Consider the following 25,663-nt stretch of genomic DNA (forward strand, 5'->3'; position numbering starts at 1 on the left):
ACTTGCTCAGGATTCGGGTACTTTGTCGCAATCCTGAGCCGAGCCCTGCTCATTGATATTGCAAAAAAATGAGCGACCAACTTCAGACGGTCGCTCATCATCGTTCACCAACATTGCGTAAGAACCACTCCTATTTTGCACTACACATCTTTGATACGTTCGTTTATGTAGTCTTTGTAGGGTTCGAGTTTTCCTTTCCTCTTTTTCCGCTTCACTTTCGTAGGTGCACTTTCCATCTTCAAATACTTTCGGATTGTCTTAGGATCATATCCCGTCTCGTCAGAGATGGCTCTGATTGTCCATCCTTTGCTTCTTAACTCACGAATCATAAAAAATCCCTCACTTCGGATCATGTCTCACACTCCATTTTCAGGTTGTCAGAATCATTATCCGTTAATTTGAGGGATTTTTAATACGTTGATATAAGGGATTTTAACAGCGTTGATTACAGACATAGAGACACCATTGCTGAAAGACAAGTTTCACGATATATTCGGTCGCTACGGGGCGACGCGGCTGTTCACAAGGGACGGTTCGACGTTCAACGAAATGGAAGCGCTCACAAAAGCGGACGGCGTCGTCGTCACCCGCTCACGGCGGGACGGCATCTTCCGGCTATATGACGAGGAGGCACGCGACATCCGCCTGTTCCGCGTCTCGGACTTGAACCAGGCCGAGCGGGCGAACAGCTTCGACGAACTGTTCGAGATGCTGCTCTGGCGCTTGAAGCAACAGGACGCGCTGCCGTTCGGGGCGGACCTGTACGTCGTCGGCTCGTACATAGACGACCATTGGCAGTTTGATTTGGAACTGATCGCGTACACGCTCACCCGGCTCGGGGATCAACCGATGCCAGACCACTTGATTCGGGAGCTTTGCCTCAAGTTGGTCGCATAACATTCAAAGGAGAATTGGACATGAAAAAATCGACAATCGCACTCGCATCATCGGTACTCGTCTTGTCATCATTGCTCGCAGCTTGCGGCGGAAAAGAAGAGGCGGCCACGACGACAGAAGACGGCAAGCCGGTCATCAACTGGTGGGGCTGGGCGCCACAACCGGAAGTCGGCGAGGCACTCGCCAAATCGTTCAACGAGTCGCAAGACGACTACGTCGTCAAGTTCAAGCGTCTCGAGGACTATGAGCAGCAACTCCAAGTCGCCATGCTCGGCGGCGACGGCCCGGATGTCATCGGCCTCAAAGAACCGATGATCCCGCAATACAAGGACCGCCTCGTCCCGGCGAAAGACTACATGGACAAAGCGGCCGGCGCGGGCTGGCAAGACAAGTTGATCGAGCTCGGCATCGAACAGACGACGGTCGACGGCGAACAGATGGCGGTGCCGGTCGGCTTCACGGGCCAGGCCTACCTCATGTACAACAAGACGTTGCTCGACAAATACGGCGTGACGCCACCGAAGACGTATGACGAGACGGTCAAAGCGATCGAGACGATCAACGCCTCGGGCGACGCGGTCATCCCGATGCAGCTCGGCGCGAAAGACGCCTGGGTCGGCACGGACGTGTTCAACGTCTTGAGCCACCAGGTCGCACCAGGCTACATCCAAAAAGTACTTGCAGGCGAAGCGAAATGGACGGACAAAGAGATGGTCGAGACGGCCGAACTTTGGCAACAACTGTTCGAAGACAAAGTGTTCCAAGAAGGGGCGCTCGGCCTCGCAACATACATGGACGGCATGAACAACTTCTTCGACAAGAAAGCAGCGATGTGGGTCATCGGCTCATGGGAAGCCCACTCGATGACGACGGTCGAGAAACGTGACAAGTGGAACAACTTCGAAGACGAGATCGGCTTCGTCCCGCTCCCGAACCTCGCGGGTGGCACTGAGCAACCGGTCATCGCCTCGATCGACATGGCGCTCGGCGTCAACAAAGAGTCGGAGCAACAAGACGGCGCGGCCGCTTTCATCGCCTACATGACGCAAGGCGAGGGCCAAGCGCTCTACATGGAGAAGTTCGAGATGGCACCAGCCGTCAAGGACATCGAAGTCGCGTACGAAGACAAGTTCACGTCTGACGTCGAGCGCGAATCGTACGAGATCTTGAACGAGACGGTGAAGAACGCCGTCGCGGGCCGCGGCATCCGTGACCCGAAAGTGTACGACACGCTCGGCAAAGAACTCCAGAACATCGCGGGCGGACAAGATGCGAAAGAAGCACTCGCACGCATCCAAGCCATCGCCGATCAAGGTAAATAATCGACACGAGCGCCAGTGGCCAGCCTGACTGGTGCTCGATTTTTTTAGCGGAAAGTGAGGGAACACTATGCAACACGCAACCGACTTAACGGAACAGGAACCAAAGCTGTCCGCGGTGCCGCCGAAACGGCCGGACCCGGTGAAGAAGAAAGCGCAGCTGAAAAAGAACTTGATCGGCTGGGCGTTCGTCGCACCGACCGTCCTATTCGTCATCGCCTTCATCTATTACGGTATCTTCTATAACGCGTATCACTCGGTGTTCTCATGGGACGGCATCTCGTTCGAGAAGACGTACATCGGGCTCGAGAACTTCGGCCGCATGTTCAGGGACCCTGAATTTTATAACGCGCTCAAGAACACGGGCATCTTCACCGTCCTGACCGTGACGATCCAAGCCGGTCTCGGGCTCGTCTTGGCGTACTTGCTCCACACGAAAGGAGTCGGCCGGACGTTCTTCAAATCGGTGTTCTTCTTCCCGGTCGTCTTGAGCCCGGTCGTCCTCGGCGCCGCGTTCTCGCAGATCTTCGACTTCCAGTTCGGTTACATCAACGAATTCTTACGCATGGTCGGCTTAGGCGCGTTCGAGCAGAACTGGCTCGGTGACCAAGACGTCGCGCTCTACTCGATCATCTTGATCAACATCTTCCAATGGACGGGCTCGTCGATGATCATGTACTACATGGCGATGCTCGCGATCGAACGAGAAGTGTTCGAGGCGGCCAACATCGACGGTGCCGGCTTCTGGCGCACGCTGTGGAGCGTCGTGTTCCCAAACTTGAAAGGGACGACGTTCACGCTGACGATCCTCGGGGTCATCGGTGGACTGAAGACGTTCGACATCGTCTGGATCTCGACGCAAGGCGGCCCGGGTAACTCGACCGAGGTCATCTCGACGTACTTGTTCCGCAAGTCGATGCTGCACCAAGAGGTCGGCTACGCCAGTGCCGTCGCCATCATCTTGTTGATCATCGCGCTCGGCATCACGTACTTCCAGACGCGTGTGCAGAAGAAAATGGACTGAGGAGGGGTACCCATGGAAATTCAAACGAAAAAAGGAAGATGGCTCACCAATGTCGGCCTGTCACTCATGGCGGTCATATGGTTGTTCCCAATCTTCGTCATGTTCAAAGAGAGTTTACGGGTCAACGGCTTCAGTAACTATATCGCGACGTTACAGAACCCGAACTTTCCCCAGTTCGTCTTCAACAGCTTCATCGTCGCCTTCTTCATGATCATCATCTCGATCTCGTTCCTCGCCTTCGCGGCGTTCGGCTTCTCGAAGCTCGAGTTCGCCGGGAAACGGTTGCTGTTCAACCTCGTCTTGGCCGGGCTCATGCTGCCGGTCGCCTCGCTCATCGTCCCGCTCTTCTTCACGCTGCGGACGCTCGACGGGCTGAACAGTTATTGGGGGCTCATCGGAGCTGAGGTGGCGTTCTTCCTCCCGTTCGGACTCATGCTCATCAAGAGCTACTTCGACGAGCTACCGAACGAGTTGATGGAAGCGGCCCATATCGATGGGGCGTCGACGTTCCAAATCTTCTATAAGATCATGATGCCGCTCGCCAAACCGGCGCTCGCGACAGCGACGATCTACGCGTTCCTCAACTCGTGGAACGAGTACTTGATGGTGCTCACGTTCATGACGGACCCGGCCAAGCAGACGGTGACGCTCGCGCCGACGTTCTTCACGGAAGCGCTCGGCGGGGACCCGGGTAAACTATACGCCTCGCTCGTCTTGATCAGCTTGCCGACGATGGTGTTCTATATCTTCTTCCAACGCTTCTTACAAAAAGGAATGACTTCGGGAGCGGTCAAATAATCGATTGAGGTGACTAACATGTATGTAGGAGTAGACTATTACCCAGAACAGACGGACCGTGCCCTGTGGGATACGGACGTCCGCTTGATGAAAGAGTTAGGTGTCAACGTGATCCGGATGGCCGAGTTCGCGTGGACGATGATGGAGCCGGCCGACGGCGAGTTCGACTTCGCGTTTTGGGACGAGGTCGTCGCCAAGTTCGGCCAAGATTTCGACATCATCCTCGGCACGCCGACGGCGACGCCGCCCGCCTGGCTGATCGAGAAGTATCCGGACATCTTGCCGGTGACGGCCGACGGGGTCAAGATCAGTTTCGGGGCCCGGCGTCACTACACGGTCAACAGCCCGGTGTACCGCGAGTACTGCGAGCGCATCACCCGCAAGATGGCCGAGCGCTACGGCAAGCATCCGCGCGTCATCGGCTGGCAGACCGACAACGAGTACGGCCACGAGAAATCGGACCGCTCGTACGGCGACGTCGACCAAGTCGCGTTCCAAGCATGGCTACAAGACCGCTACGAGACGCTAGACGCGTTGAATGCGGCCTGGGGGACCGTCTTCTGGAGCCATACATACTCGGCATGGAGCCAGATTCCGGTCCCTCGCACCGTGTTCCAAGAGCACAACCCGTCGCTCCTCGTCGACTTCGACCGCTTCTGCTCGGACGCGTACCGTTCGTTCAATAAGCTCCAAGTCGACACGCTCCGTCCGCTCATCCATGACGATGCGTTCATCACGCACAATCTCGTCTATAGCGACATGGCGATCAACCAGCAACAGATGGCCCAAGACCTCGACTACGTCTCATTCGACAACTATCCGGTCTGGGGCGGGCTACCGGAGCCGAACCGGTTCGAGAAGACGGCGCACGACCACGATCTGTGCCGCTCGTCGAAACAAGGCAAAGGCTTCTGGGTGATGGAGCAGTTGAGTGGCGCCCAAGGCTGGAGCCGGATCGGCTACTTGCCACGACCGGGCCACATCCGTCTTTGGACACACCAAGCCGTCGCCCGCGGCGCCGAGGCGATCGTCTACTTCCGCTTCCGAGCCGCGCATTTCGGCACCGAGGAGTTCTGCCACGGCATCATCGACCACGACGGCAAGCCGAAACGCAAATTCGATGAAGTGCAAGGCGTCATGAAAGAACTTTCGACGCACGGTGACATGATCAACGCGGCCGAATATAAGGCCGACGTCGCCGTCTATTACGACCAAGAGAACTTATGGGCGTGGACGCACCAGCCTCATTCGGATGCGTTCAACTTCAAGCAAGAGTTCGTCCGCTTCTACGGCGCGGCCGTGCGCCAAGGCGTCAACACCGACATCGTCTTCCCAGGGGACGCGATCGACAAGTATAAACTCGTCGTCGTGCCGCTTTATTTCCTCGGCAATGACACGTTCGACAAATCGCTCATCGACTATATCGAGAACGGCGGCCACGTTATCTTCACGTACCGGACCGGCGTCAAAGACCCGATCAACCGCTGTCACTTTGATACGCTCCCAGGCAAGTTCGCGACATACGCCGGTATCGAGATCGACGAGTATGAGAGCCTGCAGGCCGTCCAGTCGAACCAGGTTCGCCTAGGCGACTACGTGTCTGAGGCGAACATGTGGTGTGATTTGATCACGCCAAAAGGTGCCGACGTGCTCGCGACGTATGAGCAGGCGTTCTATAAAGGGACGGCCGCCGTCACGCGCCACACGTATAAAGGCGACGTGACGTACATCGGCTCATCGGTCGACGATACGATGCTTGATGTGATCTACAACGAGGCGCTCACGCGCGCCGGCATCGACGCAACGCGTCTTCCGGACGACGTCGAAAAAGTCGATCGTCACGGCGACGGTCACGTCATCCGCTTCTATATGAACCATTCGACGGACGTCACGTCGACGGTCGAGATTGGTGACGAGTGGCAGACGCTCGACGGGGACGCGGTCTCTGGGACACTCGAGCTCAAACCGCTCGACGTCATTATGTTGAAACGGGAGGTGGGGGCATGATCTATCGCTTCGACAACCGGTTTGTCATTGAAGGGAAGCAGATTGCCTACGTGTTCGACGTCGACGCCCGGGGCCGGCTCGTCCATCAATACCTCGGCGATCGGCTCCTTGAAACGGATTACATTGAACTACCAGATCGTCGGGTGTTGCACTCGTCGTTCGAGACACCAGAAGGCGTCGCCGCGTACGAGTTCGTCTCGTTCGGCGACCTCGTCTACACCGAGCCGACGCTCAAAAGCCATACGGCGACTGAACGGCTGCACGCCTTCACGTTCCAAGACGCACGGATCGGTCACGACACGCTCGAGCTCGACTTGGTCGACTCGATCCAACAGCTGACGGTCACGCTCCACTTCACCGTGTATCCGGCGTACGACATCATTGAACGGAAGATGACGGTTCAAGCCGGGACGGACGTCACGCTCGAGAGCGCGCAGTCGTTCAGCCTCGGGTTGACCGAGCGCAATCTGCGCCTCAGTCATTTTTCAGGGGCGTGGACAAGTGAGTTCCAATTACAACAAGGTGAGTTACTCCCAGGTAAGAAGACGATTGAGAGCCGGCGCGGACTGACGAGCCATCAAAGCAATCCGTGGTTCGCGCTCGACGATGCGGCGACGGAACAGCACGGTGAGGTCATCTACGGCTTCCTCGGCCATTCCGGCAACTGGGCCGTCCATTTCGAGCGCGACCAGTTCGGCTTCACGCAAGTGACGGGCGGGCTCAACACGTTCGACTTCGCGAAACGGCTGGCTTCAGGTGACGTGTTCACGACGCCAGCGGCCTATATCGGCTACACACAACTTGGTTTCGGGGCGATGAGCCGGAACGCGCACGACTTCGAGCGCGACGTCATCATGCCGGAACGGACGCGCGAGACGCTGCGTCCCGTGCTCTACAATTCATGGGAGGCGACGTATTTCGACGTCAGCGAGGACGGGCAGAAACGTCTCGTCGATGAGGCCGCTGCAATCGGTTGCGAGCTGTTCGTCGTCGACGACGGCTGGTTCGGCGAACGGAACTCGGACGCGGCCGGTCTCGGCGACTGGCACGTCAACAAGACGAAGTTCCCGAACGGGCTAGAGCCGCTCATCCGCTACGTCGAGGACAAAGGCCTCCAGTTCGGCCTCTGGGTCGAGCCGGAGATGGTCAACCCGGATTCAGATCTCTACCGGTCGCATCCCGACTGGATCTACCACACGAATGGACGCCCGTCGACGACGTCGCGCAACCAGTTCGTGTTGAACTTGGCGCTGCCGGAAGTCGAGGCGCACGTGACGCATCTGTTGGACGATCTGCTCGAGAACCATGCGATCCGCTACATCAAATGGGACATGAACCGCGCCTTCTCTGAACCGGACAGCCCGCATTTAGGTGACGCGAAAGAGTTGTGGCTCCGTCATACGGAAGCGGTCTACCGTATTCTCGACACGCTCCGGGACAGACACCCGGACGTCGCCTTCGAGTCTTGTGCCGGCGGCGGCGGCCGGATTGACCTCGGCGTGCTCTCGCGCGTCGAACAGGTCTGGACGAGCGACAACACCGACGCGCTCGACCGGCTCGAGATTCAGGAAGGATTCTCCCACGCCTATAACGCCAAGATGATGAGCTGCTGGGTGACGGACGCGCCGAACTGGCTGAACGCCCGCGCACTCCCGCTCAACTATCGCTTCGTCAGCGCGATGCAAGGCACGCTCGGCATCGGCGGCAACTTGCTCGAATGGAGCAAGGAAGACCTAGCCGCGTCGAAGCGTTGGATCGAGACGTACAAGTCGATCCGCCCACTCGTGCAGCACGGGACGAGCTATCGTCTCGCTTCACTCAAGAAAGAAGGGTTCCACGCGATGGGCTATACGGACGGGGAGGACTACGTCGCCCTCGTCAACGCAGACCGCCGTCATTACGGCAACAACAAGCTGCGCCTCAAACTCGCCGGGCTCGACCCGGACCGCGTCTACTTATATGAAGGAAGACGTTTGAGCGGCCGCTACTTGATGCAACAAGGGATCACATTGACACAACAAATCGATTATGACGCTTACTGCCTGGTCATCCACCCGGCGTGAGCGATGGAAGGGATGGAGTCGTATGCTTGCATTTGATTTAGCACACCTGAACGAACAGTTCGAGACCGTGTTTTTGGCGGGGCCTGAGCGGATCTTCTTCGCACCGGGCCGCATCAACTTGATCGGCGAACACACGGATTACAACGGAGGTCACGTCTTCCCCTGTGCCATCACGTTCGGCACGTACGGGCTCGTCCGGAAGCGCGAGGACGGAATCATTCGCGTCTACTCGCTCAACTTCGAGGCCGTCGGCGTCGTCACGTTCCCGGTGACGGACGGGACGTATGACGCTGGTCACGACTGGGCCAACTACGTCAAAGGGGTCGTCGCGCTCCTGCGTCAAGACGGTCACGACGTCGGAGGATTCGACTTCTTCCTCGCCGGCAACATCCCGAACGGCGCCGGACTGTCGTCGTCGGCCTCGCTCGAACTCGTGACGGCGCTCATGATCAATGACGTGTACGGCCTCGGGCTCGAGCGAATCGACCTCGTCCATCTCGGTCAACGTGTCGAGAACGACTTCATCGGCGTCAACTCAGGCATCATGGACCAGTTCGCGATCGGGATGGGCAAGGCCGACCACGCCATCCTGCTCGATTGCGACACGCTCCATCACGACTATGCGCCGATCAAGCTCGACGGTTACGACATTTTGATCATGAACACGAACAAGCGCCGCGAACTCGCCGACTCGAAATACAACGAGCGCCGGACCGAGTGCGACACGGCACTCGGGCTGCTCCAAGAGCGGTTCGACGTCGCTTCGCTCGGCCAGCTGTCGGTCGCGACGTTCGAGACGGTCGCATCGGAACTCCCGGAGACGCTCCGGAAACGGGCCCGCCACGCCATCTCGGAGAACGAGCGGACGAAGCTCGCCTTCACCGCCCTTCAAGACGAAAAGCTCGACGTGTTCGGGCAACTGCTGAACGACTCGCATGCGTCGCTTCGTGACGATTACGAAGTGACCGGCGTCGAGCTCGACACGCTCGTCCAGGCGGCGCAAGATTGCGACGGCGTCATCGGCGCCCGCATGACCGGTGCCGGTTTCGGTGGCTGCGCCATCGCCATCGTCGACAAGACGTCGACGGAAGCCGTCATCCAGACCGTGTCGACCGTATATGAAACAACGATCGGCTACGCGCCGACATTTTATATCGCGTCCGTCGGGGACGGCGCGCGTGAACTCGTAGAGGAGGAAGTCAAATGAGTGTACTCGTCGTCGGCGGGGCCGGTTATATCGGCTCCCATGCAGTCCGCGCCTTGCTCGCGCGCGGGGAAGACGTGATCGTGATCGACAACCTTCAGACCGGGCATATCGAGTCGGTCCCGAAACAAGTCCGCTTCTATGAAGGCGACATCCGTGACCGTGCGTTCATGGACGAGACGTTCGCGAACGAAGACGTCACAGAAGTGCTTCATTTCGCCGCCAACTCGCTCGTCGGCGAATCGATGGAGGAACCGCTCGCGTATTACGACAACAACGTCTTCGGGACGCAAGTGTTGCTCGAGACGATGCGCAAACACGGCGTCGCGCGGATCGTCTTCTCCTCGACGGCCGCGACATACGGCAATCAGGACGAGATGCCGATCCGAGAGACGGCTGAAACGAACCCGACGAACACGTACGGGGCGACGAAGCTCGCCATGGAGACGATGATGAAGTGGTGTGACCGCGCCTTCGGCATCCGTTTCGTCGCACTCCGCTACTTCAACGTCGCCGGGGCCGATCCGTCGGGCGAAATCGGCGAAGACCATACACCGGAGACACACCTCATCCCACTCGTCCTCGAAGTGGCGAACGGGCAGCGTGAGGCGATCACCGTATTCGGCGACGATTATCCAACGCCTGACGGCACATGTATCCGCGACTACATCCACGTCCAAGACCTCGTCGACGCCCACGTGCGCGCGCTCGACTACTTGAAACGAGGCGGAGACAGCGACGTGTTCAATCTCGGTACGGAGACGGGACTGTCGGTGCTCGAGATCATCGAGGCGGCCCGCCGTGTGACGGGACACGCCATCCCGGTCAAAACTGGTGTGCGCCGTGCCGGCGATCCGGCGATGCTGATCGCGTCACCGGACAAGGCGAAACGCGTGCTCGGTTGGACACCAGAGCGCTCGACGGTCGATATGATTCTCACAGACGCCTGGAACTGGCACGAGTCACATCCGGAAGGCTACAAACACTTAGAGGGGGCGAGACGATGATCGATGCAACGATTGAAGCGCTCGTCGAGGCGGCGATCCGCGAGGAACTGATCACGGAGCAAGACCGCATCTACTCGCGGAACCGTGTGCTCGCACGATTGAACAAGCTCGACTTTGACAAGCCGACGTTCGTGCCGCGCGACTCGATCCCGAACTTGCTCGAGACGTTGACCGAATACGCGGTCGAGTCTGGGCTCGTCGAGAATTTATTAGAGGAGAAGGACCGATTCATGGCCGAGGTCATGGACGTGTTCGTCTCGAAACCGTCCGAGGTGACGCGCACGTTCAACGCGCTCCGGGCAGTTGACGTCGAGGCCGCGACGAGTTTCTTCTATAAGATGAGCCAGGCGTCGAACTATATCCAGACGCAGCGGATCGCAAACAACATCACGTACAAGGCACCAACCCGCTACGGCACGCTCGACATCACAATCAACTTGTCGAAGCCGGAGAAAGACCCGCGCGAGATCGCACGGGCCCGGCTACAACCGGCGCCAGAGACGAACTATCCGACGGGGTTGCTCGCGATCGAGAACGAAGGTTACGGCGGACACTTGAAGCATCCGGCCCGGGCCAACCACCGCATCATCCCGCTCACGCTCGGCGGGGAAGAGTGGTCGTTCCAATACTCGCCGTACTTGTACTACAACGAACACTCGATTTTACTGTCGAACGAAGTGCGCGACATGGTCATCGACCGGTCGGCGTTCGAGCGTCTGCTCGACTTCGTCGGTCAGTTCCCGCATTACTTCGCTGGGTCGAACGCGGACCTGCCGATCGTCGGCGGCTCGATCTTGACGCACGACCATTACCAAGCCGGCCGCTACCGGTTTGCGATGGACGATGCCGACGTCGTTGCGACGTACCGCTCGGACCGTTACGACCAAGTCGACATCGAGACGCTCGAATGGCCGCTCTCGGTCGTCCGGCTCCGTTCGACGCAGCGTGAGCAGCTCGCTATGTTGGCGAACCAACTGCTCGGCCACTGGCAAAACTACGAGGACGGTGACATCGTGCCGTATACGGGCGACGTCCGCCACAACACGGTGACGCCGATCGCCCGGCGCCGCGATGGCCGCTACGAGCTCGACCTCGTCCTCCGCAACAATCGGACGAGCGAGGCGCATCCGGACGGCATCTTCCATCCGCACGCCGACGTCCATCATATCAAGCGCGAGAACATCGGCTTGATCGAAGTGATGGGGCTCGCCGTGTTACCGGCCCGACTGAAGACCGAGCTCGAACAAGTCGTCCGTTTCATCGAAGGCGAGGACGTCGAGGTCGCGGACATGCACAAGGCGTGGGCCGAGGAGTTGAAGACGAAGTCAGGTGACGCGCGTGTGCTCGTCGACCAGGCCGTCGTCGACAAGTTCGTCAAAGGGTTAGAGGACGCGGGTGTGTTCAAACAGACGGTCGAGGGGCAGGAGCGCTTCACGGCGTTCATGAGCTCATTTTTGAGTCACGTCGATAAAGTAGAGTACGGCGCGTCGTCTTCGGGAATGAACAGGTAAACTAGTCGAAGTAGGTGAGCCAATGAGAGAAGCAACGATTGAAAACAAGAACGGCATGCGGCTGTCGGCGATCGAGTACGGCTGTGCCATGACCGAGCTGACGGCACCGGACCGTGACGGCAACATGGACTCTGTCATTTTGAAATATGGCGACTTGGATCAATATCTCGAGAATCCGGTCTATTTGGGCTCGGTCGTCGGCCGTATCGCCGGAAGAATCCGTAACGCCGAGATTGATGGTGTGGCCTTGACCCCAAGCGAGGCCCCGCATCATATCCACGGCGGGACGGACGGTATCACGTCGCGGTATTGGGACATGGACGTCGACGGACAGGCGATTCAATTCATATACTTAAGTCCGGACGGGGAAGAAGGCTACCCGGGGAACGTCCGCTTCAAAGTCATCTATGAACTGACGGACGACAATGAACTCGTCGTCACGATGACGGCTGATACGGATAAACTGACGTGGGTCAACTTGAACCATCACAACTATTTCAACCTCGGTGGGCGACCGACGATCCACGATCACGTGCTGACGCTGCCGGCCGACCACGTCGCGCGGCTCGATGATGAGTCGCTCCCGACCGGGGAACTGCAGCCTGTCGATGCGACACCGTTCGACTTCCGCGACGGGAAAGCAGTCGGCGAGGCGATCACGTCAGACGATGAAGCCATCGCGAAAGCCGGCGGGCTTGATCATCCGTTCATCTTGAAGGATGGGGTGGCGCGGTTGCACGACCCAGTGAGCGGACGCGTGCTCGACGTCGAGACGAACCAACCGGTCATGGTCGTCTATACGGCGAACTTCCTAAGCGAAGAAACACCAGTCACGCTCGACGGACGGCAGAAACACAGCGCCATCTGTTTAGAAGCCCAGGCGCTTCCAGACGCGCCGCACTATCCAGACATCGCCACTTCGATCGAACTGAAGCCGGGTGAGTTGTATCACTCGAGGACGGTTTATAAGTTTAGTGTTGAATAAGCGAAATGGACCCCACTACGCAGCGATGCGAAGTGGGGTTTTTGAGTACATAAAAATATCAAAAGGGGGAAATGAACGAATTGATAAAAGGTATAAATATAGTATACTTAAACTATATAAAAAGACATAAAACTATAAAAAGCATTCAATATTTAAGAAATAGTATATATATAGTGGACTTTCGTTGAGGAGGGATTGAAATGAATCATCATAAACCGATGACCATTGAGGAAGTTGTTGCTGAAAATATTAAAGTCTACATCCAAGCAATTGATAAAACGAACAAGTGGGTATACGAACGGGCGGGGATGTCAAAACAGACGTTTTACAACTTGTTAGCGGGCAAAGGGGAAATCACGCGTAATGTTGAGAAATTAAATCGATTGTTCCGGATTCAGGACCCCATGTACTTCTATCGAACTGATTTTACCCCGCCATTATCTGTTGCAGAGATTGAAAAAACGATGAACTTACAGCAAATGGCCGCTGCAAACTACCATGTTGGATCAATTGGTTCGGAAGCAGAACAATTGAATCATACATTTAAAACGCTAGATGAAGTGATCGATTTACTGGACACGCTGCATACAGTCGCTGAGGTGAACCAATTGTGATTACAAAAGAGAACCTACTACAGGTCGTCGAATCAAATCGGCGGTTGTTACCTAGCGTCCTAAGTAAAGTCGAAGAAACGAGAGAAATCAGTTTGCTATTCCGCTATAAGCCTGTCGAGGTAATTAAGCACTACTTGATGCAGACAGCAAACGTGATTTTATTCCCGAGCTCATTTCCGAATTACGGAGGAATGGTGACTTATCGAAATCATCGCTTTTATATCCATATCAACACGGCACAACCTAGAGTTTACGAAAATTTTGTATGGGTGCATGAGTATTATCATTTCAAATATGAGCAATCAAAAATAAAAAACGCGGCGATTCAGACTTTTTTTGAAGACTCAGTATTAAATGAGCATGAACGCCAAGCCAATCTATTTGCGGCAGAACTTTTAGTCGATGGCAGGCTTCTTAGTGATTTGTTCCAACAAGTGACCCGAACACTGCGAGATCGTCCGTTAGTCGACCGAGTGCTTCATTTGATGCCTGTCTTTGAAGTGCCTTATAAAGTGATTGTTATTAAATTGCTTCAAGACGGTTTGCTTTCAGAAGACGATGCCCTAAATCTGATTGATCATGAATATCGAGAGCAGCTGCCAGATGATTTTGATCATTCAATCTTACAACCAACATTGGTCATCAAATTAGATGACTTGAATGAAATGCTGCGTGATCCTTCCGTTATTTCTGGACTTCGTGAAAGCGACTTGGCTAGCATCCGGAATCGCGCCTCAACTCTGCAAGATCGAATCCGTGAGGAGCGCGCTCAGTATGACTGAATTTTGGTCTTTTGAGGATTCGACATATGATGCGATTCGTAACTACGTGACCACAGACTGGAATTATGCACCGGATGAGACCATTTATATATTGGATAACATGTTGTTGTCCAAGTTGGCAAAAGTGGCGAGAGAACATCCAAGTGCGTTCATCGAAATGGCTGACTATTTTGTGGAGGAGCAGGCTGTATTTTTGATTCCTGACATTATATTTGAGGAAAGTGCGAAATCGAAACATACGGATTCTGAGCGCTATGCTTCGTGGTATTTAGACTTCTTCAAACGAATGAGTCAAGCTTGTAAAGTGATTCGAATCGATTTCCACACCACGTACCAGATTATGATAGATGGCGTTACGAATATAGAAACGGGTTTTTCCAAATTCAAACTAATTGCAAAAGAGACGGTACGAATGAACCCCGACTTGTCGGAACAGGTCAATGCGGCAACTAGCGTTGATGAAATCAAAGAAGCCTTTTATTCCGTCTCAAAGGACTGTGGTGAACGAGTTGTGCATCTGCTCGCCTGTGCGTTGTTACTAAACGGCGCACAGAGCGTAACTGTATTAAGTGATGAAGAAGCAGGGGTATTTATCGTTCGACAAATGTATGCCCGGAACGAACGCTTGTTACAACTCTTGTATATGCAAGATAAGTATGTATTTCTTAGCAGTTACCTCCTCTACTCATTCGATCGACTCCTCTACAACGTCTTGATTAAACGAAAACAGGAGGACGTGCTCGATTTTCTGAATACGGTGAGAGATTCGCGTGATCAAACCCGTTATGTGAGAATTATCTTTGGTGACGAAAGTGATCGAAGTCAGCTTGATAATAGTCAATTTACAGATATGATTTTTGATGACAAAGCTAAAATCACATTTTGAATGAGTCTGGCTTAAGACAAATGAAAGACCATCGTACCTGTCCTAGACAAGTCCGATGGTCTTTTGCGTTACGCTTTGACTGCATATAGCTCATCCAACACATCGGTCACTGTCGCGCTGAACGAACGGAACGCCGGGTCATCGATAAGTGAGGTCATCGCATCTTTGACGAAGGTGGCGTTCGTCCAGTCCGAGACTTCGGTCGTCTCGGTATAGATGCGGGTGAATTTTTTCCCTTCTTGCTTTCCAGACTTCCAAAACGAGATATGCTTCGCTTCGAGTGCTTCCAGAAGCGGCAGACGTTCGGCATAATCGATCGGTCCGACCTCGACGTAGAGCTTGAGACGCTTGCTGCCTTTTCGTTCGAACCAGATGATCAATCCATAGTTGAGCCAGTACTTCTTCAAGCGATCCATCTGTTCCAAACTCGGTAACCAATCGTCCATGACAAAGTTGGGGACACGGGGATGGGCCGAATATGTCGTTATACCTTGTTCTTTCACAAACTCTAGGAACGCTTGACGAACGAGATCACTTCCCGTCTCAAAGATGTAGTCGATTGTCTGGCACTTTCGATTATAGATGAGGAGCAGGTGACGTTTCGTCTCAGCGTCGAACGTGGTGAGCGTCTTCACCGCTTGGCGGAGCTCGATTTGTTTTTGTTTCGCCGGATTGGCATTCGCGTACAATAAGTGAATCGCAGACGCATAGTCTTGATAGAGTTGCAGAGCCGTCTCCATCGTCTTCTCGTCATCGACGAGTCGTTCTTCGAGCAGAGTGACGTAGTACGATAAGAAATCGTGGATGTTGTCAGCAATTGTCGCCTTGTTCAATGTCAGCTCTTGCTTGATGATGTGGAGCACGTCTTCATACGTTAACATCCAGTACGCATCGTGCGACGGTGTATCACCCGACAGCGTTAAGAACACAGGGAGAACGTTCCATTCTGAATAGTGTTTCTTTACACTTGTTAAATAACGGGCCAGCTGACCTGCGGATTCAACTGAATGAACTTTGTTTTCGATGAGTAAGACGATGTTCAACGTCGGTATTTCAATGAGCAAATCGACCGCACCATTCCCATTCGTTGACCACTCGCGGTGGACGACGACGTCGGACAATGACGCATGAGCGAATGACAAGTAGGGAAATTCATCGATTTTATTCTCGTTATCGGCTCTCGTCACAAGATTCATGAGCACTTTGCGTAAGAAAAAGCTTCCAAGCCGATGATTTTCGTTTGGATCGAACAACCAAGCTAGGACGTTCGAATGACGAATCTCGTATTTGGCGACGCGGAGTACTTTAAACGGGTTGAACTCATTGAATTGTTGATCGAGTTTATTGAATTCGGGTGTGTTTTCAAGTTGCAGGATTGTATCAAGTGAGTAGGCCATGTTGGACTCCTTCATTATCAGTATGTATCGCTTATTTTTTTCCATTCTTGTTCAAGGTGGGCATCGACTGCTTTCCAGTCATACACGTCTCTCCCGAGTACATGCTTGAGCTCTTGCATCGAGGCGAAGGCGAAGCGGCTCCAAGCGACGTAGTTTAGTCGTGTCGCAAACAGAATCGGCACGTTGCCACTTCGAATGTACGCATCCATCCCATCAGTCAGGCACAGGGCCCCGTGACCAACGAGCATCATTTTTCGAAGTGTCGGTTTGTTGCCGATAGGGATTGACTCCAACCATCCGTTTTTGTGATAAAACAGACTCTTCAAACCCCAGAGCAGGCGGATGACGAGTTCGTTGAAGACGACCGGAACCGCCATCGCGACACCGTGACGAGCATCATACCCGCTCTCGAACACTTTTGTCGAGAAGTCGGCAAACGAGAGTGTCTTGCCTTTATGGGAAACCTGTCCGAAGTCAGCGAATTGGAACAGTTCGAAAAACGGGAGCGGGATACCGGCGCCACGACGACCATCGTCATGCCCTCGGACACCACTCGATCCTGACACGTCTGATAAAAGGTGGCCGAGCCAGTTAGCGAATCCGGCGAACAGTTTGGCCAACACGTTTCCACCTTGAAGCACCTGGGTCCCGTCTTCTTTTGGCTCGAGTCGAAGCAGTCGGCCGTCCGAGATGAAACTGGCCTTACCCGTGAATTGATCCAAAATCGAGAAGAACAAACCGATGATGTCCGGCGCGTGGGCGAGCGATTTCAAATGATGGTCCGACGGGCGCATGTTGAGCGTCGTTGCGCCCATCTTTAAATCACTCGCATAGCGAGCGTCGTAGTTCACTTTAAACCGACGCTCTAAAAAACCGATGGCGCTCGCAATCGAGTCCGGTTGTTTCCGGAGTTGGGCCCCGTTCTTTTTATCCTGCTTCCAGACGAGGTTTGCGAACTTGATGACGACGTTGTCGACTTTTTCGTCCGACCATGCGCGCAATTTACTGTCGGCCGGGGAACCGACGAAGAAGCTGTCGATCAAACCGGCGACAAGGCCACTGAAGGAGGCAATCATATAATCGTAGCGGTCACATTCCGCTTCCTTCAATAGAAACTCCTCTTTAAACGTTGTCGCCAAGTCGTGTCGCTGTCGTGCTGTCAAAAGATGGGCGAACGGGTCGTCGAGCCCGGTCACGTCATGTCGCGTCGCGTACATATCGAGTTCGGCCAAGTAGATATCCCAAGAGACGTCCGAGACTTGAATCGGCTCGAGGTCGTCAAACATCGGGACGGCTAACGGCGCAAGCGTTGTTGCCTCCGCTGGAAGAGACTGTCCGTTCATGAGCCGCATCATATCTTCAAACAAATCATCGAGGACAGCAGCCTGCGCATCTTGTGTATTTTCAAGTTGTGATAGATGCTTGTTTACTTCACCTAAGCGTTGCTCGGCCTGGGCGGCTTGATGCTGTTGGACGAGTAGCGCTTTCGCTTTATCGATCATGTCTTGTTCGGACCGGTTCATCTGTCACCGAAGACGTTCTTGACGAGACGCTTCGCTCCACCCGTCACTTCAGCGAGACCGCCGCCTGTCATCTCGAAGTAACCGATCGCTTGGAATGACTCATGCAATTGTTCTAGTTCTTCAAGCGTGAGCGTCTCTTTCAAGACGAGCTCCTCTTCGTTACTGAACGTCATGTCATCCAATTGGATTGGTTCAGGCGTGTAACACGTATAGACGTAATCGCGAATCTTTTGATATGTCGCTTTCGACGTCAACTCGTCTAAGCGAACCGCACTCAGTTTTGACGGTAGTTGTGTCATGATTTGTTCTTTCTGCGAATGGGTTTGCTTATCGGCGCTGAATTGAGCACTTTGGCTGAGCATTTGTAGCATATTGGATAACTGATTGATTTTCTCCGAATTTTCATTCCCCTGTTGGATGGCGACAACGAGACGACTGGAAATCTCATTGATGTCTTCGAGCAAATAGTTGAGCGTCTGCTGAGTGTTCCGAATGATGGCTTGAAGCATATATTCCCGTTGCTTGTTATTCTCGATATCTTTCATTCCAGTAATTTTCTTCAATCCCTGATACGTGCCGACCCCGATGACGACCAACACCCCGATTCCGGTAAACATGCTCGAAAAACCGAGTAGACCGCCCATGCCGAGTGAAGCGAGGCCAGACGTCAATCCGGCGGCGCTCAAGCCGACGACAGATCCTGATAAATAGATGGCCGTCAATGGGACTCCGACCGCGGCCGCTTTAGCCGCCAAGTCTTTCATCGACTTGGCAATCTCAGAGTCATTTTTCCGGAACGTCAAAATATCCTCATCGCTTTGGATAGCATTTGAGATAAGTTCGATTTCGTCTCTTGAAATCGACAGATCCTCTTTCAGCTGTTGGAGAAACGCATTCTCAAACCATGCTGAGAGTGGGCGTTTTAATTTGAACAGATAAAGTAAATCTTTGAACAATGATTTCTCGACGATGGAGAAATCGAGCGTCGTCGATAGGGTACGTAATTCTTCAATCAAGTCGGTCGTCGAAGTGTGAAGCGACGGGTTGCTCAAGTAGCTTCGAAGCTGCAATCGATACTCGGAACTGAGGTGAATCCGAGTGACGAGTGACATGAGTTCACTGTACTCTTTCGCATCGATTTGCTGGTCGTCGACGAAGGTGAAGTTCGCCAAAATTTTTAAATATGTAAGCTTATACGTTTCCGGCAAGTCGGCGAGGGGGGTCACTTGCGAGACGTTGACGAGTTCGTCTTCTTTGTCTTTGAGCGCTGCGATGCCGTTTAATAACTCGACGACGCCTTCGACGTTATACGTCGCGAGCTTGTCGGTCATACTATAGTCGTATTGCTCGGTGTGCATGACGACATGAAGCTTCTCTTTCCGCTTGTCGTTTTTATATGTTACTTCTCGGTCCAAGTCGACACGTTGCAAATCTTTGTAGAGCACACAGATTGGCTTTTCAAGAAGCGGTTTGAAGTAGAAGCGGTCCCCTAAAAACAGCATGCCTTCTTTGCCGCTCTTAAAGAGCGTCGAATCGTACAAGACGACGACGTGTTCTGGAAGTGCATCTTGCGCATAAGTTTTAATGGCACCGTTCAATTTTTTGTCGGGTACGTTTGGGGCGATATGTGTTCCGTCACCGAGCACAGTTTGGGCGTACTCTTTCAAATATGTATTAATATTCATGTGGCAACACCTTCCATATATTGTTTATAAAGTTATTATATACTTATAGGGGTTTAAGAGTAGGGAAAATATTCTACTCGGTAGCATAAATGAACGAGAGGAGAAACGAGCGCCGTGAATGTCATCATGTATATGTTGATCGTGTTATTAAGTGGGGGTATTACGATTCTCTTATTTCGTCAAGGACGTGAAATGAGGATTGTTTATCGGGCATTAAAGCGTGAACTTCGTCCCATCCAGAACGAGTTGAAAAGGTATGAGCACAATCCCGCCAGACAGTTTGAACTACTCGATCCGGTGTACCGGAAAGTCGTGTTTCAAGTTCACCCTAAACTGAAGATGAAACGGACGCAGCTAGAACAGATGGTCAGCGATGAACTGAACAGATTGATTAAAAGCAAGCGGTCATCAATTTGGTCATCAATCGTCGTGACTGGACGTGGCGTGTTGACGATGACAATGCTCGGGGTCAGCTTCGTGAGCGGGCACATGGTGTATACGGAAGGTGACATGACGGAACTGTTCGGACCGAAACAAGTGGAGAGTCAATCCGCTACGATTTTAGGGGACACGTTTGAGCTACCGAATCAGATTGCTTCTCCCGAAGAGCTCGGCATGGCAATCGCCTACCATATGAGCCAATTCGATGAATCATTCAGCATCCGTTATATCGGTAAAAGTCGTGACTTCGAGCAGACGATGGATGAAGCGTGGGATTGGCTCGAAGCGAACCATATTTATGTCTTCCGCTTGTCACGCGGAGGCGAGACAGAGTATCGGGATCACGGCGGGTATGTCGATTTGGATATGCGATTAGCCTACGATATGAACATCGAGGAAGCTAAGCAAATCGAAGCAAAAGTCGATCAAGTCGTCGAGGAGATGCCTAGCGGCTTGAATGATTATGAGAAAGTGAAATATGTGAACGACTTTGTCGTCTTGAATACAGCTTATAACTTGGATAGCGTGGCGAGTCCGTTCACCCCGTACTCGATTCTATTCAACGGGGAAGGTGTCTGTGAAGGATATGCCTTGACGACGTTGCTTCTATTAGAAGCGGCGGGAGTAGAGGCGAAGTATATTTCCGGGGAAGCCGGGACCGAGTTGCATGCCTGGAATCTCGTGAAGTTGGACGGTGTTTGGTATCACTTGGATACAACCTGGAATGATCCCGTGCCGAACCGGCCGGGGGAGGTCGGGTATGATTACTTCTTAGTGTCGGATGAGACGCTAAGAAGTGACCATTCATGGGAAGAAGAGACGTATCCGGTGACGGCGACAGCGAACTATCATTGAGGCAGGAGTGAAGCGATTGAAGCTTCGCTCTTTTTTGTTGCATTCATACACTTGTTTTTAAAAATAGGTCATTTCGTTTTTGAGAAACGTGCTATATTTTTAGTTGGGATTTATAGGGTTCATATTCAAAAGTCTACATATAGGTGTTGGGAAAAGAGGAAAACATATGAAGAAGTGGTTCATTCAATTGGTGGTTGTTATGTTGGTGCTGGGTTCATTTCAGCTGACAGGTACGGCAGAGGAGGACGTAATCCCCCCAGAAATCTTGAGCTATACGATCGCGCCGGGCGAGTACACGGTCGGAGACACGGTACCGGTTGAGGTCGTGGTGAAGGACAATGTCACCGAACAGAACCGGGTTTACCTTTATCTCAAGAAGCCGAAAAGTGGGAACTCGTTGAACGTCTGGCTGACGTACGCCGGGGACGGTCGTTATCAAGGCGAGCTGACGATCGCGGAGGGCATGGAGGCCGGCGTATACCATCTCAACTACATTTCGGCGATAGATGATCAAGGAAATGCCTACACGTTGTGGGGGGATGATAAGGGCCAAAGCATCACTATGTTCGATACGAACGAAGATGTATCACCTCCAGAAATTTTGAGCTACACGATTGCGCCGGGCGAGTACACGATTGGAGATACGGTACCGGTTGAGGTCGTGGTGAAGGACAATGTCACCGAACAGAACCGGGTTTACCTTTATCTCAAGAAGCCGAAGAGTGGGAACTCGTTGAACGTCTGGCTGACGTACGTCGGGGACGGTCGTTATCAAGGCGAGCTGACGATCGCGGAGGGCATGGAGGCCGGCGTATACCATCTCAACTACATTTCGGCGATAGATGATCAAGGGAATGCTCACACTTTGTGGGGGGATGATAAGGGCCAAAGTATCACTATGTTCGACACGAATGAAGATACATCACCTCCAGAAATCTTGAGCTATACGATTGCGCCGGGCGAGTACACGGTCGGAGATGCGGTACCGGTTGAGGTCGTGGTGAAAGACAATGTCACCGAACAGAACCGGGTTTACCTTTATCTCAAGAAGCCGAAGAGTGGAAACTCATTGAACGTTTGGCTGACGTACGTCGGGGACGGTCGTTATCAAGGAGAGCTGATGCTCACGGAGGGCATGGAAGCCGGAGTATACCACCTCCACTATATTTCGGCGATAGATGATCAGAGCAACTCCTATACGTTGTGGGGAACAGACGACTATGACTTTTCATTCCGCTACCCCTCAACCGACACCGTCGCACCTACGTTCAAACGCATTGACGCTACAAACACCCAGCTCGACGAAGGAGAAGCTACTTCTTTCACCGTCTTCGCCACAGATGACTTGAAACTGAAGTCGGTCGATGCGGTGTTCGTGAACGGAGAAGAGTCCATCACGCTCTCTAGTTCGAACGTGACGAATGAAGGATTCCAATTCGATTTGAACCGCAGCGACTTCCCGGAAGGAGCAGGGACGTGGAAGCTGAAAGAATTGACGATTGCTGACTTGAACCAAAATACGACGACGGTATCGGATGGGTTGGTATTCACCGTGACGACGTTACCGAAAATCGAACCGGTCGATGAGGTCATCGTCAATGCGGACGACTGGTGGAGCTACACGACAGTCAATCAAGACGTCTACATCATGCCGGGTGCGACGTTGACGCTCGGACAGAACACCGTCTTAAACGGGAACGTTTACGTCGGCGGACGGCTTCGTCTGACGGGTGGGGTCCAAGCGAAGCGTGAGATTCGAGCGAGTTCGTTCACATTTGGCCACTACTATCCGTACCAAGACGGGATGGTGACGATGTCGGGTTCGAACTCGATCTCCTCGATGATCGCAACGAGCAATTTGTATGGCACGCTCCCGTTCCGCTTGAACGAGACGCCAGTATTTGAGACGAACGGGAACGTCGCCGTCGCCGGTGCGTTCATCCCGCTCGGCACACTGTACGTGAACGGTGAAGCGGTTCAAGCAAACGCAAACGGGACGTTTCGTCTGGACATGGAAACACCGGGTGACCACGCGCTTCGTTTCGCGATGACCGACCAGTTCGGAAAGACTCACCGCTGGACGTATAAAGTCTATACGCGCGACTTGCCGGTCGTCTCGGTGAGCAAGGAAAGCGGCATCTACTTGCGAGGTGAGACGGCCGAACTGACGGCGACGAAGCAGGCGACTGTCTACTACGCCAAAAATGATGAGGCTGCTAGCCCGTATACGGGGGCAATCCCACTCAGCGAGACCATGTCGCTCACGGCATATGCGGTCGATGAGATCGAGCTCACGTCTGAGAACGTGACACGTCGTTATGAAGTATTCCACGTCGACGACGTGACGAATCGGGATACGTCGATTCGGGGGAAGGCTGAGCCGGGTACGGAGCTCACGCTCACACTCGGACAACTGCCGGTCGTGACGACGGCGAAAACGGACGGGACGTTCGCTTTCACCGGTCTTGATTTGACTACCGATTCGTTTACGATTCAAGCGACGCGCGGCCTACTGACGAGTGACGTGTATACGAAAAAGATTCGTGACGTCCTCCCGCCTGTCGTGTCAGGTGTGGAAAACGGTAAATCTGTCTCCACGCCAGCGACGATTACCTTCAATGAAGGAACCGCGACGTTGAACGGGAAACCGTTCACTTCTGGCCAGACGGTCGATCAAGACGGGAAGTACACACTCCTCGTTCGAGATGCGAGCGGAAATGAGACGACGCTGCAATTCACGATCGATCAGACTGCCCCAGTCGTCACCGGGGTAACCGACCAAGCGTTAATCAATAAAGCCGTCACGGTAGCCTTCAATGAAGGGACAGCGACGTTGAACGGGAAACCGTTCACGGGCGGAGCCGTGACGAAGGCTGGGACATACGTCTTGCGCGTGACCGACCTCGCCGGTAACGAGACGGCGTTGACATTTACCATCGACCTCATCGCCCCGGCAATCGAAGGCGTTGACGCGGCGTTCTACCAAGACGGGGTCACACCGACGTTCACAGAAGGAATGGCGACGCTCAACGGGAAACCGTATACGCCCGGCATACGCATCACGACAGAAGGCACGTATACACTCGTCGTGACAGACGCTGCTGGAAATGAGACGATGCGCGAGTTCACGATTGACCGAACTCCGGTCGCGGTGACCGGGGTAGCGGACGGAGTGACGAAAGACATCGTCACCCCACGTTTCACGGAAGGGACGGCGACCTTAAACGGGAAACCGTTCACATCGGGACAAGCCATCACGGGCGACGGTGCGTATACACTCGTCGTGACAGACGCTGCTGGAAATGAGACGACGCGCGCGTTCACAATCGACCGGACCGCGCCAATCGTCACGGGCGCGACGAACGGGACGTTCAACAAAGCCGTCATCCCTGTCTTCACGGACAAAGCGACGTTGAACGGACGGGACTTCACGAGCGGCACGACCGTCACGAATGAAGGGACGTATACGCTCGTCGTGACGGATTTGGCCGGCAACAAGACCGAGATTCGTTTTACGATCGATCAGACGAAAGTGGAAGTGAGTGGTGTCGAAGCCGGCAAGACGTATGTCAGTGTGACACCGCGCTTCACCGAAGGCAAGGCGACATTGAATGGGGCGTCGTTCGTCTCTGGCCAGACCGTATCAACAGACGGTGACTATACGTTGAGCGTGACGGACGAAGCCGGCAACGAGACAGTCATCCGTTTCACGGTTGACGCGACACCCCCTGCAGTAATTGGTTTAAACAAAGGCCAGACGCATTACCGCGAAGTCGCACCGACATTCGCAGAAGGGACGGCGACATTGAACGGACAACCGTTCGCCTCGGGCACACGTATTTCCCGGGAAGGGGCGTACACGTTGCGCCTAGTCGACGCGAGTGGCAACGAGACGACTGAGACGTTCACAATCGACCGGACGCGTCCAGCCATCACCGGCGTGACGGCAAATCAGCTGACGAAGCAGACCGTCACGATTCGGTTCAATGAAGGCACGGCGACGTTGAATGGGAAGGTGTTCCGGACGAACACGCAAGTGAGTGCGTCAGGCAACTACACGCTCCGTGTGACGGATGTGGCTGGCAACTACAGCTGGCTCGCGTTCACGATTGATAAAGTCGGGCCGACAAAACCGACGATCCTCACACTCACGAACAAGTCGACACGCGTGACCGGTAGAACGGAAGCGAGGGCGACCGTGCTCATCACGTATGGCGGGCGGACGTATACGACGAAGGCGAGTTCGACCGGTGTCTATGCGTACAACCTGAAGACGACGAAACCAGGTGCGACCGTCTCCGTCCGGGGGCGCGATGCGGCGGGTAACGTCTCGAGCCTGACGTCGACGAAAGTGCTCAATACGTTCACGACGTTCACGACCAATCCGGTCAAGTCGACGCAAACAATCGTGACCGGCAAAGGGAACCGGGCCGCGACGGTACAGGCGTATGTCGGGACGAAAGCAATCAGTAAAGCGGTAAAAGTCGACGCGAAAGGGAACTATCGGTTGATGATCCCGAAACAAAAGACAGGGACGGTCATTACGGTGAAGATGACCCAAACCGGTTATCAAGAAGTGAAGAAGACAAATAAAGTCGTAAGATGACAAAACGCAGGTTGGCTCTAAGCCAACCTGCGTTTTCGTTAACCTTTTTCTAAGAATTC

The 25,663-nt window shown here is 53.8% G+C and carries 18 protein-coding genes; 15 read left to right on the forward strand and 3 right to left on the reverse strand.

The genetic code is table 11. The annotated features are described in order from the left end of the window. Positions 1 to 441 precede the first annotated feature (441 nt). From EVJ30_RS08225 to EVJ30_RS08285, 13 genes are all read left to right on the forward strand, one after another. The gene (locus tag EVJ30_RS08225; RefSeq protein ID WP_131468676.1) at positions 442 to 897 is read left to right on the forward strand and encodes a hypothetical protein; all 456 of its coding nucleotides are present in this window, start codon (positions 442 to 444) and stop codon (positions 895 to 897) included. A 20-nt stretch (positions 898 to 917) separates the two neighbouring features. Beyond that, positions 918 to 2,219, forward strand: a complete 1,302-nt coding sequence (locus tag EVJ30_RS08230) for an ABC transporter substrate-binding protein (protein ID WP_201739069.1) — start codon at positions 918 to 920, stop codon at positions 2,217 to 2,219. A gap of 67 nt (positions 2,220 to 2,286) precedes the next feature. Continuing rightward, a complete protein-coding gene (locus tag EVJ30_RS08235) occupies positions 2,287 to 3,240 on the forward strand; it encodes a carbohydrate ABC transporter permease (protein ID WP_131468681.1) in 954 nt (317 codons plus the stop codon). 12 nt (positions 3,241 to 3,252) lie between these two features. Beyond that, complete coding sequence (locus EVJ30_RS08240) at positions 3,253 to 4,038, forward strand: carbohydrate ABC transporter permease (protein WP_016507830.1); 786 nt, start codon at positions 3,253 to 3,255, stop codon at positions 4,036 to 4,038. A gap of 18 nt (positions 4,039 to 4,056) precedes the next feature. Next, positions 4,057 to 6,045 carry a beta-galactosidase gene (locus tag EVJ30_RS08245; protein ID WP_131468683.1) on the forward strand — a complete coding sequence of 663 codons (1,989 nt, stop codon included), beginning with the start codon at positions 4,057 to 4,059 and terminating at the stop codon, positions 6,043 to 6,045. Beyond that, positions 6,042 to 8,108 carry an alpha-galactosidase gene (locus tag EVJ30_RS08250; protein ID WP_131468685.1) on the forward strand — a complete coding sequence of 689 codons (2,067 nt, stop codon included), beginning with the start codon at positions 6,042 to 6,044 and terminating at the stop codon, positions 8,106 to 8,108. The genes EVJ30_RS08245 and EVJ30_RS08250 overlap by 4 nt, the downstream gene beginning before the upstream one ends. A gap of 22 nt (positions 8,109 to 8,130) precedes the next feature. Next, the gene (locus tag EVJ30_RS08255) at positions 8,131 to 9,315 is read left to right on the forward strand and encodes a galactokinase (protein WP_131468687.1); all 1,185 of its coding nucleotides are present in this window, start codon (positions 8,131 to 8,133) and stop codon (positions 9,313 to 9,315) included. After that, on the forward strand, positions 9,312 to 10,319 hold the full coding sequence (galE, locus tag EVJ30_RS08260; RefSeq protein WP_131468689.1) for a UDP-glucose 4-epimerase GalE: 1,008 nt from the start codon (positions 9,312 to 9,314) through the stop codon (positions 10,317 to 10,319). Before EVJ30_RS08255 ends, galE begins: the two co-directional genes overlap by 4 nt. Continuing rightward, complete coding sequence (locus EVJ30_RS08265) at positions 10,316 to 11,830, forward strand: UDP-glucose--hexose-1-phosphate uridylyltransferase (RefSeq protein WP_131468691.1); 1,515 nt, start codon at positions 10,316 to 10,318, stop codon at positions 11,828 to 11,830. Before galE ends, EVJ30_RS08265 begins: the two co-directional genes overlap by 4 nt. Before the next feature lie 22 nt (positions 11,831 to 11,852). Continuing rightward, positions 11,853 to 12,815: an aldose epimerase family protein gene (locus tag EVJ30_RS08270; protein ID WP_131468693.1), complete on the forward strand. Its 963-nt coding sequence runs from the start codon at positions 11,853 to 11,855 to the stop codon at positions 12,813 to 12,815. A gap of 200 nt (positions 12,816 to 13,015) precedes the next feature. Further along, positions 13,016 to 13,429: a PLP-dependent aminotransferase family protein gene (locus tag EVJ30_RS08275; protein WP_131458920.1), complete on the forward strand. Its 414-nt coding sequence runs from the start codon at positions 13,016 to 13,018 to the stop codon at positions 13,427 to 13,429. Then, the gene (locus EVJ30_RS08280; RefSeq protein ID WP_131458919.1) at positions 13,426 to 14,211 is read left to right on the forward strand and encodes an ImmA/IrrE family metallo-endopeptidase; all 786 of its coding nucleotides are present in this window, start codon (positions 13,426 to 13,428) and stop codon (positions 14,209 to 14,211) included. Before EVJ30_RS08275 ends, EVJ30_RS08280 begins: the two co-directional genes overlap by 4 nt. After that, a complete protein-coding gene (locus EVJ30_RS08285) occupies positions 14,204 to 15,097 on the forward strand; it encodes a hypothetical protein (RefSeq protein WP_131458918.1) in 894 nt (297 codons plus the stop codon). The genes EVJ30_RS08280 and EVJ30_RS08285 overlap by 8 nt, the downstream gene beginning before the upstream one ends. A 68-nt stretch (positions 15,098 to 15,165) precedes the next feature. Here the strand turns inward: EVJ30_RS08285 and EVJ30_RS08290 are convergent, their stop codons facing one another. Genes EVJ30_RS08290 through EVJ30_RS08300 form a run of 3 tightly spaced genes read right to left on the reverse strand, consistent with a single transcriptional unit; the run spans position 15,166 to position 19,702 of the window. Further along, entirely contained in the window at positions 15,166 to 16,509 is a 1,344-nt protein-coding gene (locus EVJ30_RS08290) for a PDDEXK-like family protein (protein WP_161568824.1), read from the reverse strand. Positions 16,510 to 16,511: 2 nt separating this feature from the next. After that, positions 16,512 to 18,017: a hypothetical protein gene (locus EVJ30_RS08295; RefSeq protein WP_131468697.1), complete on the reverse strand. Its 1,506-nt coding sequence runs from the start codon at positions 18,015 to 18,017 to the stop codon at positions 16,512 to 16,514. Next, positions 18,014 to 19,702, reverse strand: coding sequence for a hypothetical protein (locus tag EVJ30_RS08300; protein ID WP_131468699.1), 1,689 nt, complete (start codon positions 19,700 to 19,702; stop codon positions 18,014 to 18,016). Before EVJ30_RS08300 ends, EVJ30_RS08295 begins: the two co-directional genes overlap by 4 nt. 192 nt (positions 19,703 to 19,894) lie before the next feature. Here EVJ30_RS08300 and EVJ30_RS08305 point away from each other — a divergent pair, with 192 nt between their 5' ends. Continuing rightward, positions 19,895 to 20,998 carry a transglutaminase domain-containing protein gene (locus EVJ30_RS08305; RefSeq protein WP_161568825.1) on the forward strand — a complete coding sequence of 368 codons (1,104 nt, stop codon included), beginning with the start codon at positions 19,895 to 19,897 and terminating at the stop codon, positions 20,996 to 20,998. Positions 20,999 to 21,263: 265 nt separating this feature from the next. Then, complete coding sequence (locus EVJ30_RS08310; protein WP_161568826.1) at positions 21,264 to 25,604, forward strand: Ig-like domain-containing protein; 4,341 nt, start codon at positions 21,264 to 21,266, stop codon at positions 25,602 to 25,604. Positions 25,605 to 25,663: the final 59 nt, after the last annotated feature.

The organism is Exiguobacterium sp. SH5S13 (assembly GCF_004337085.1).
Taxonomy (GTDB): domain Bacteria; phylum Bacillota; class Bacilli; order Exiguobacteriales; family Exiguobacteriaceae; genus Exiguobacterium; species Exiguobacterium aurantiacum_A.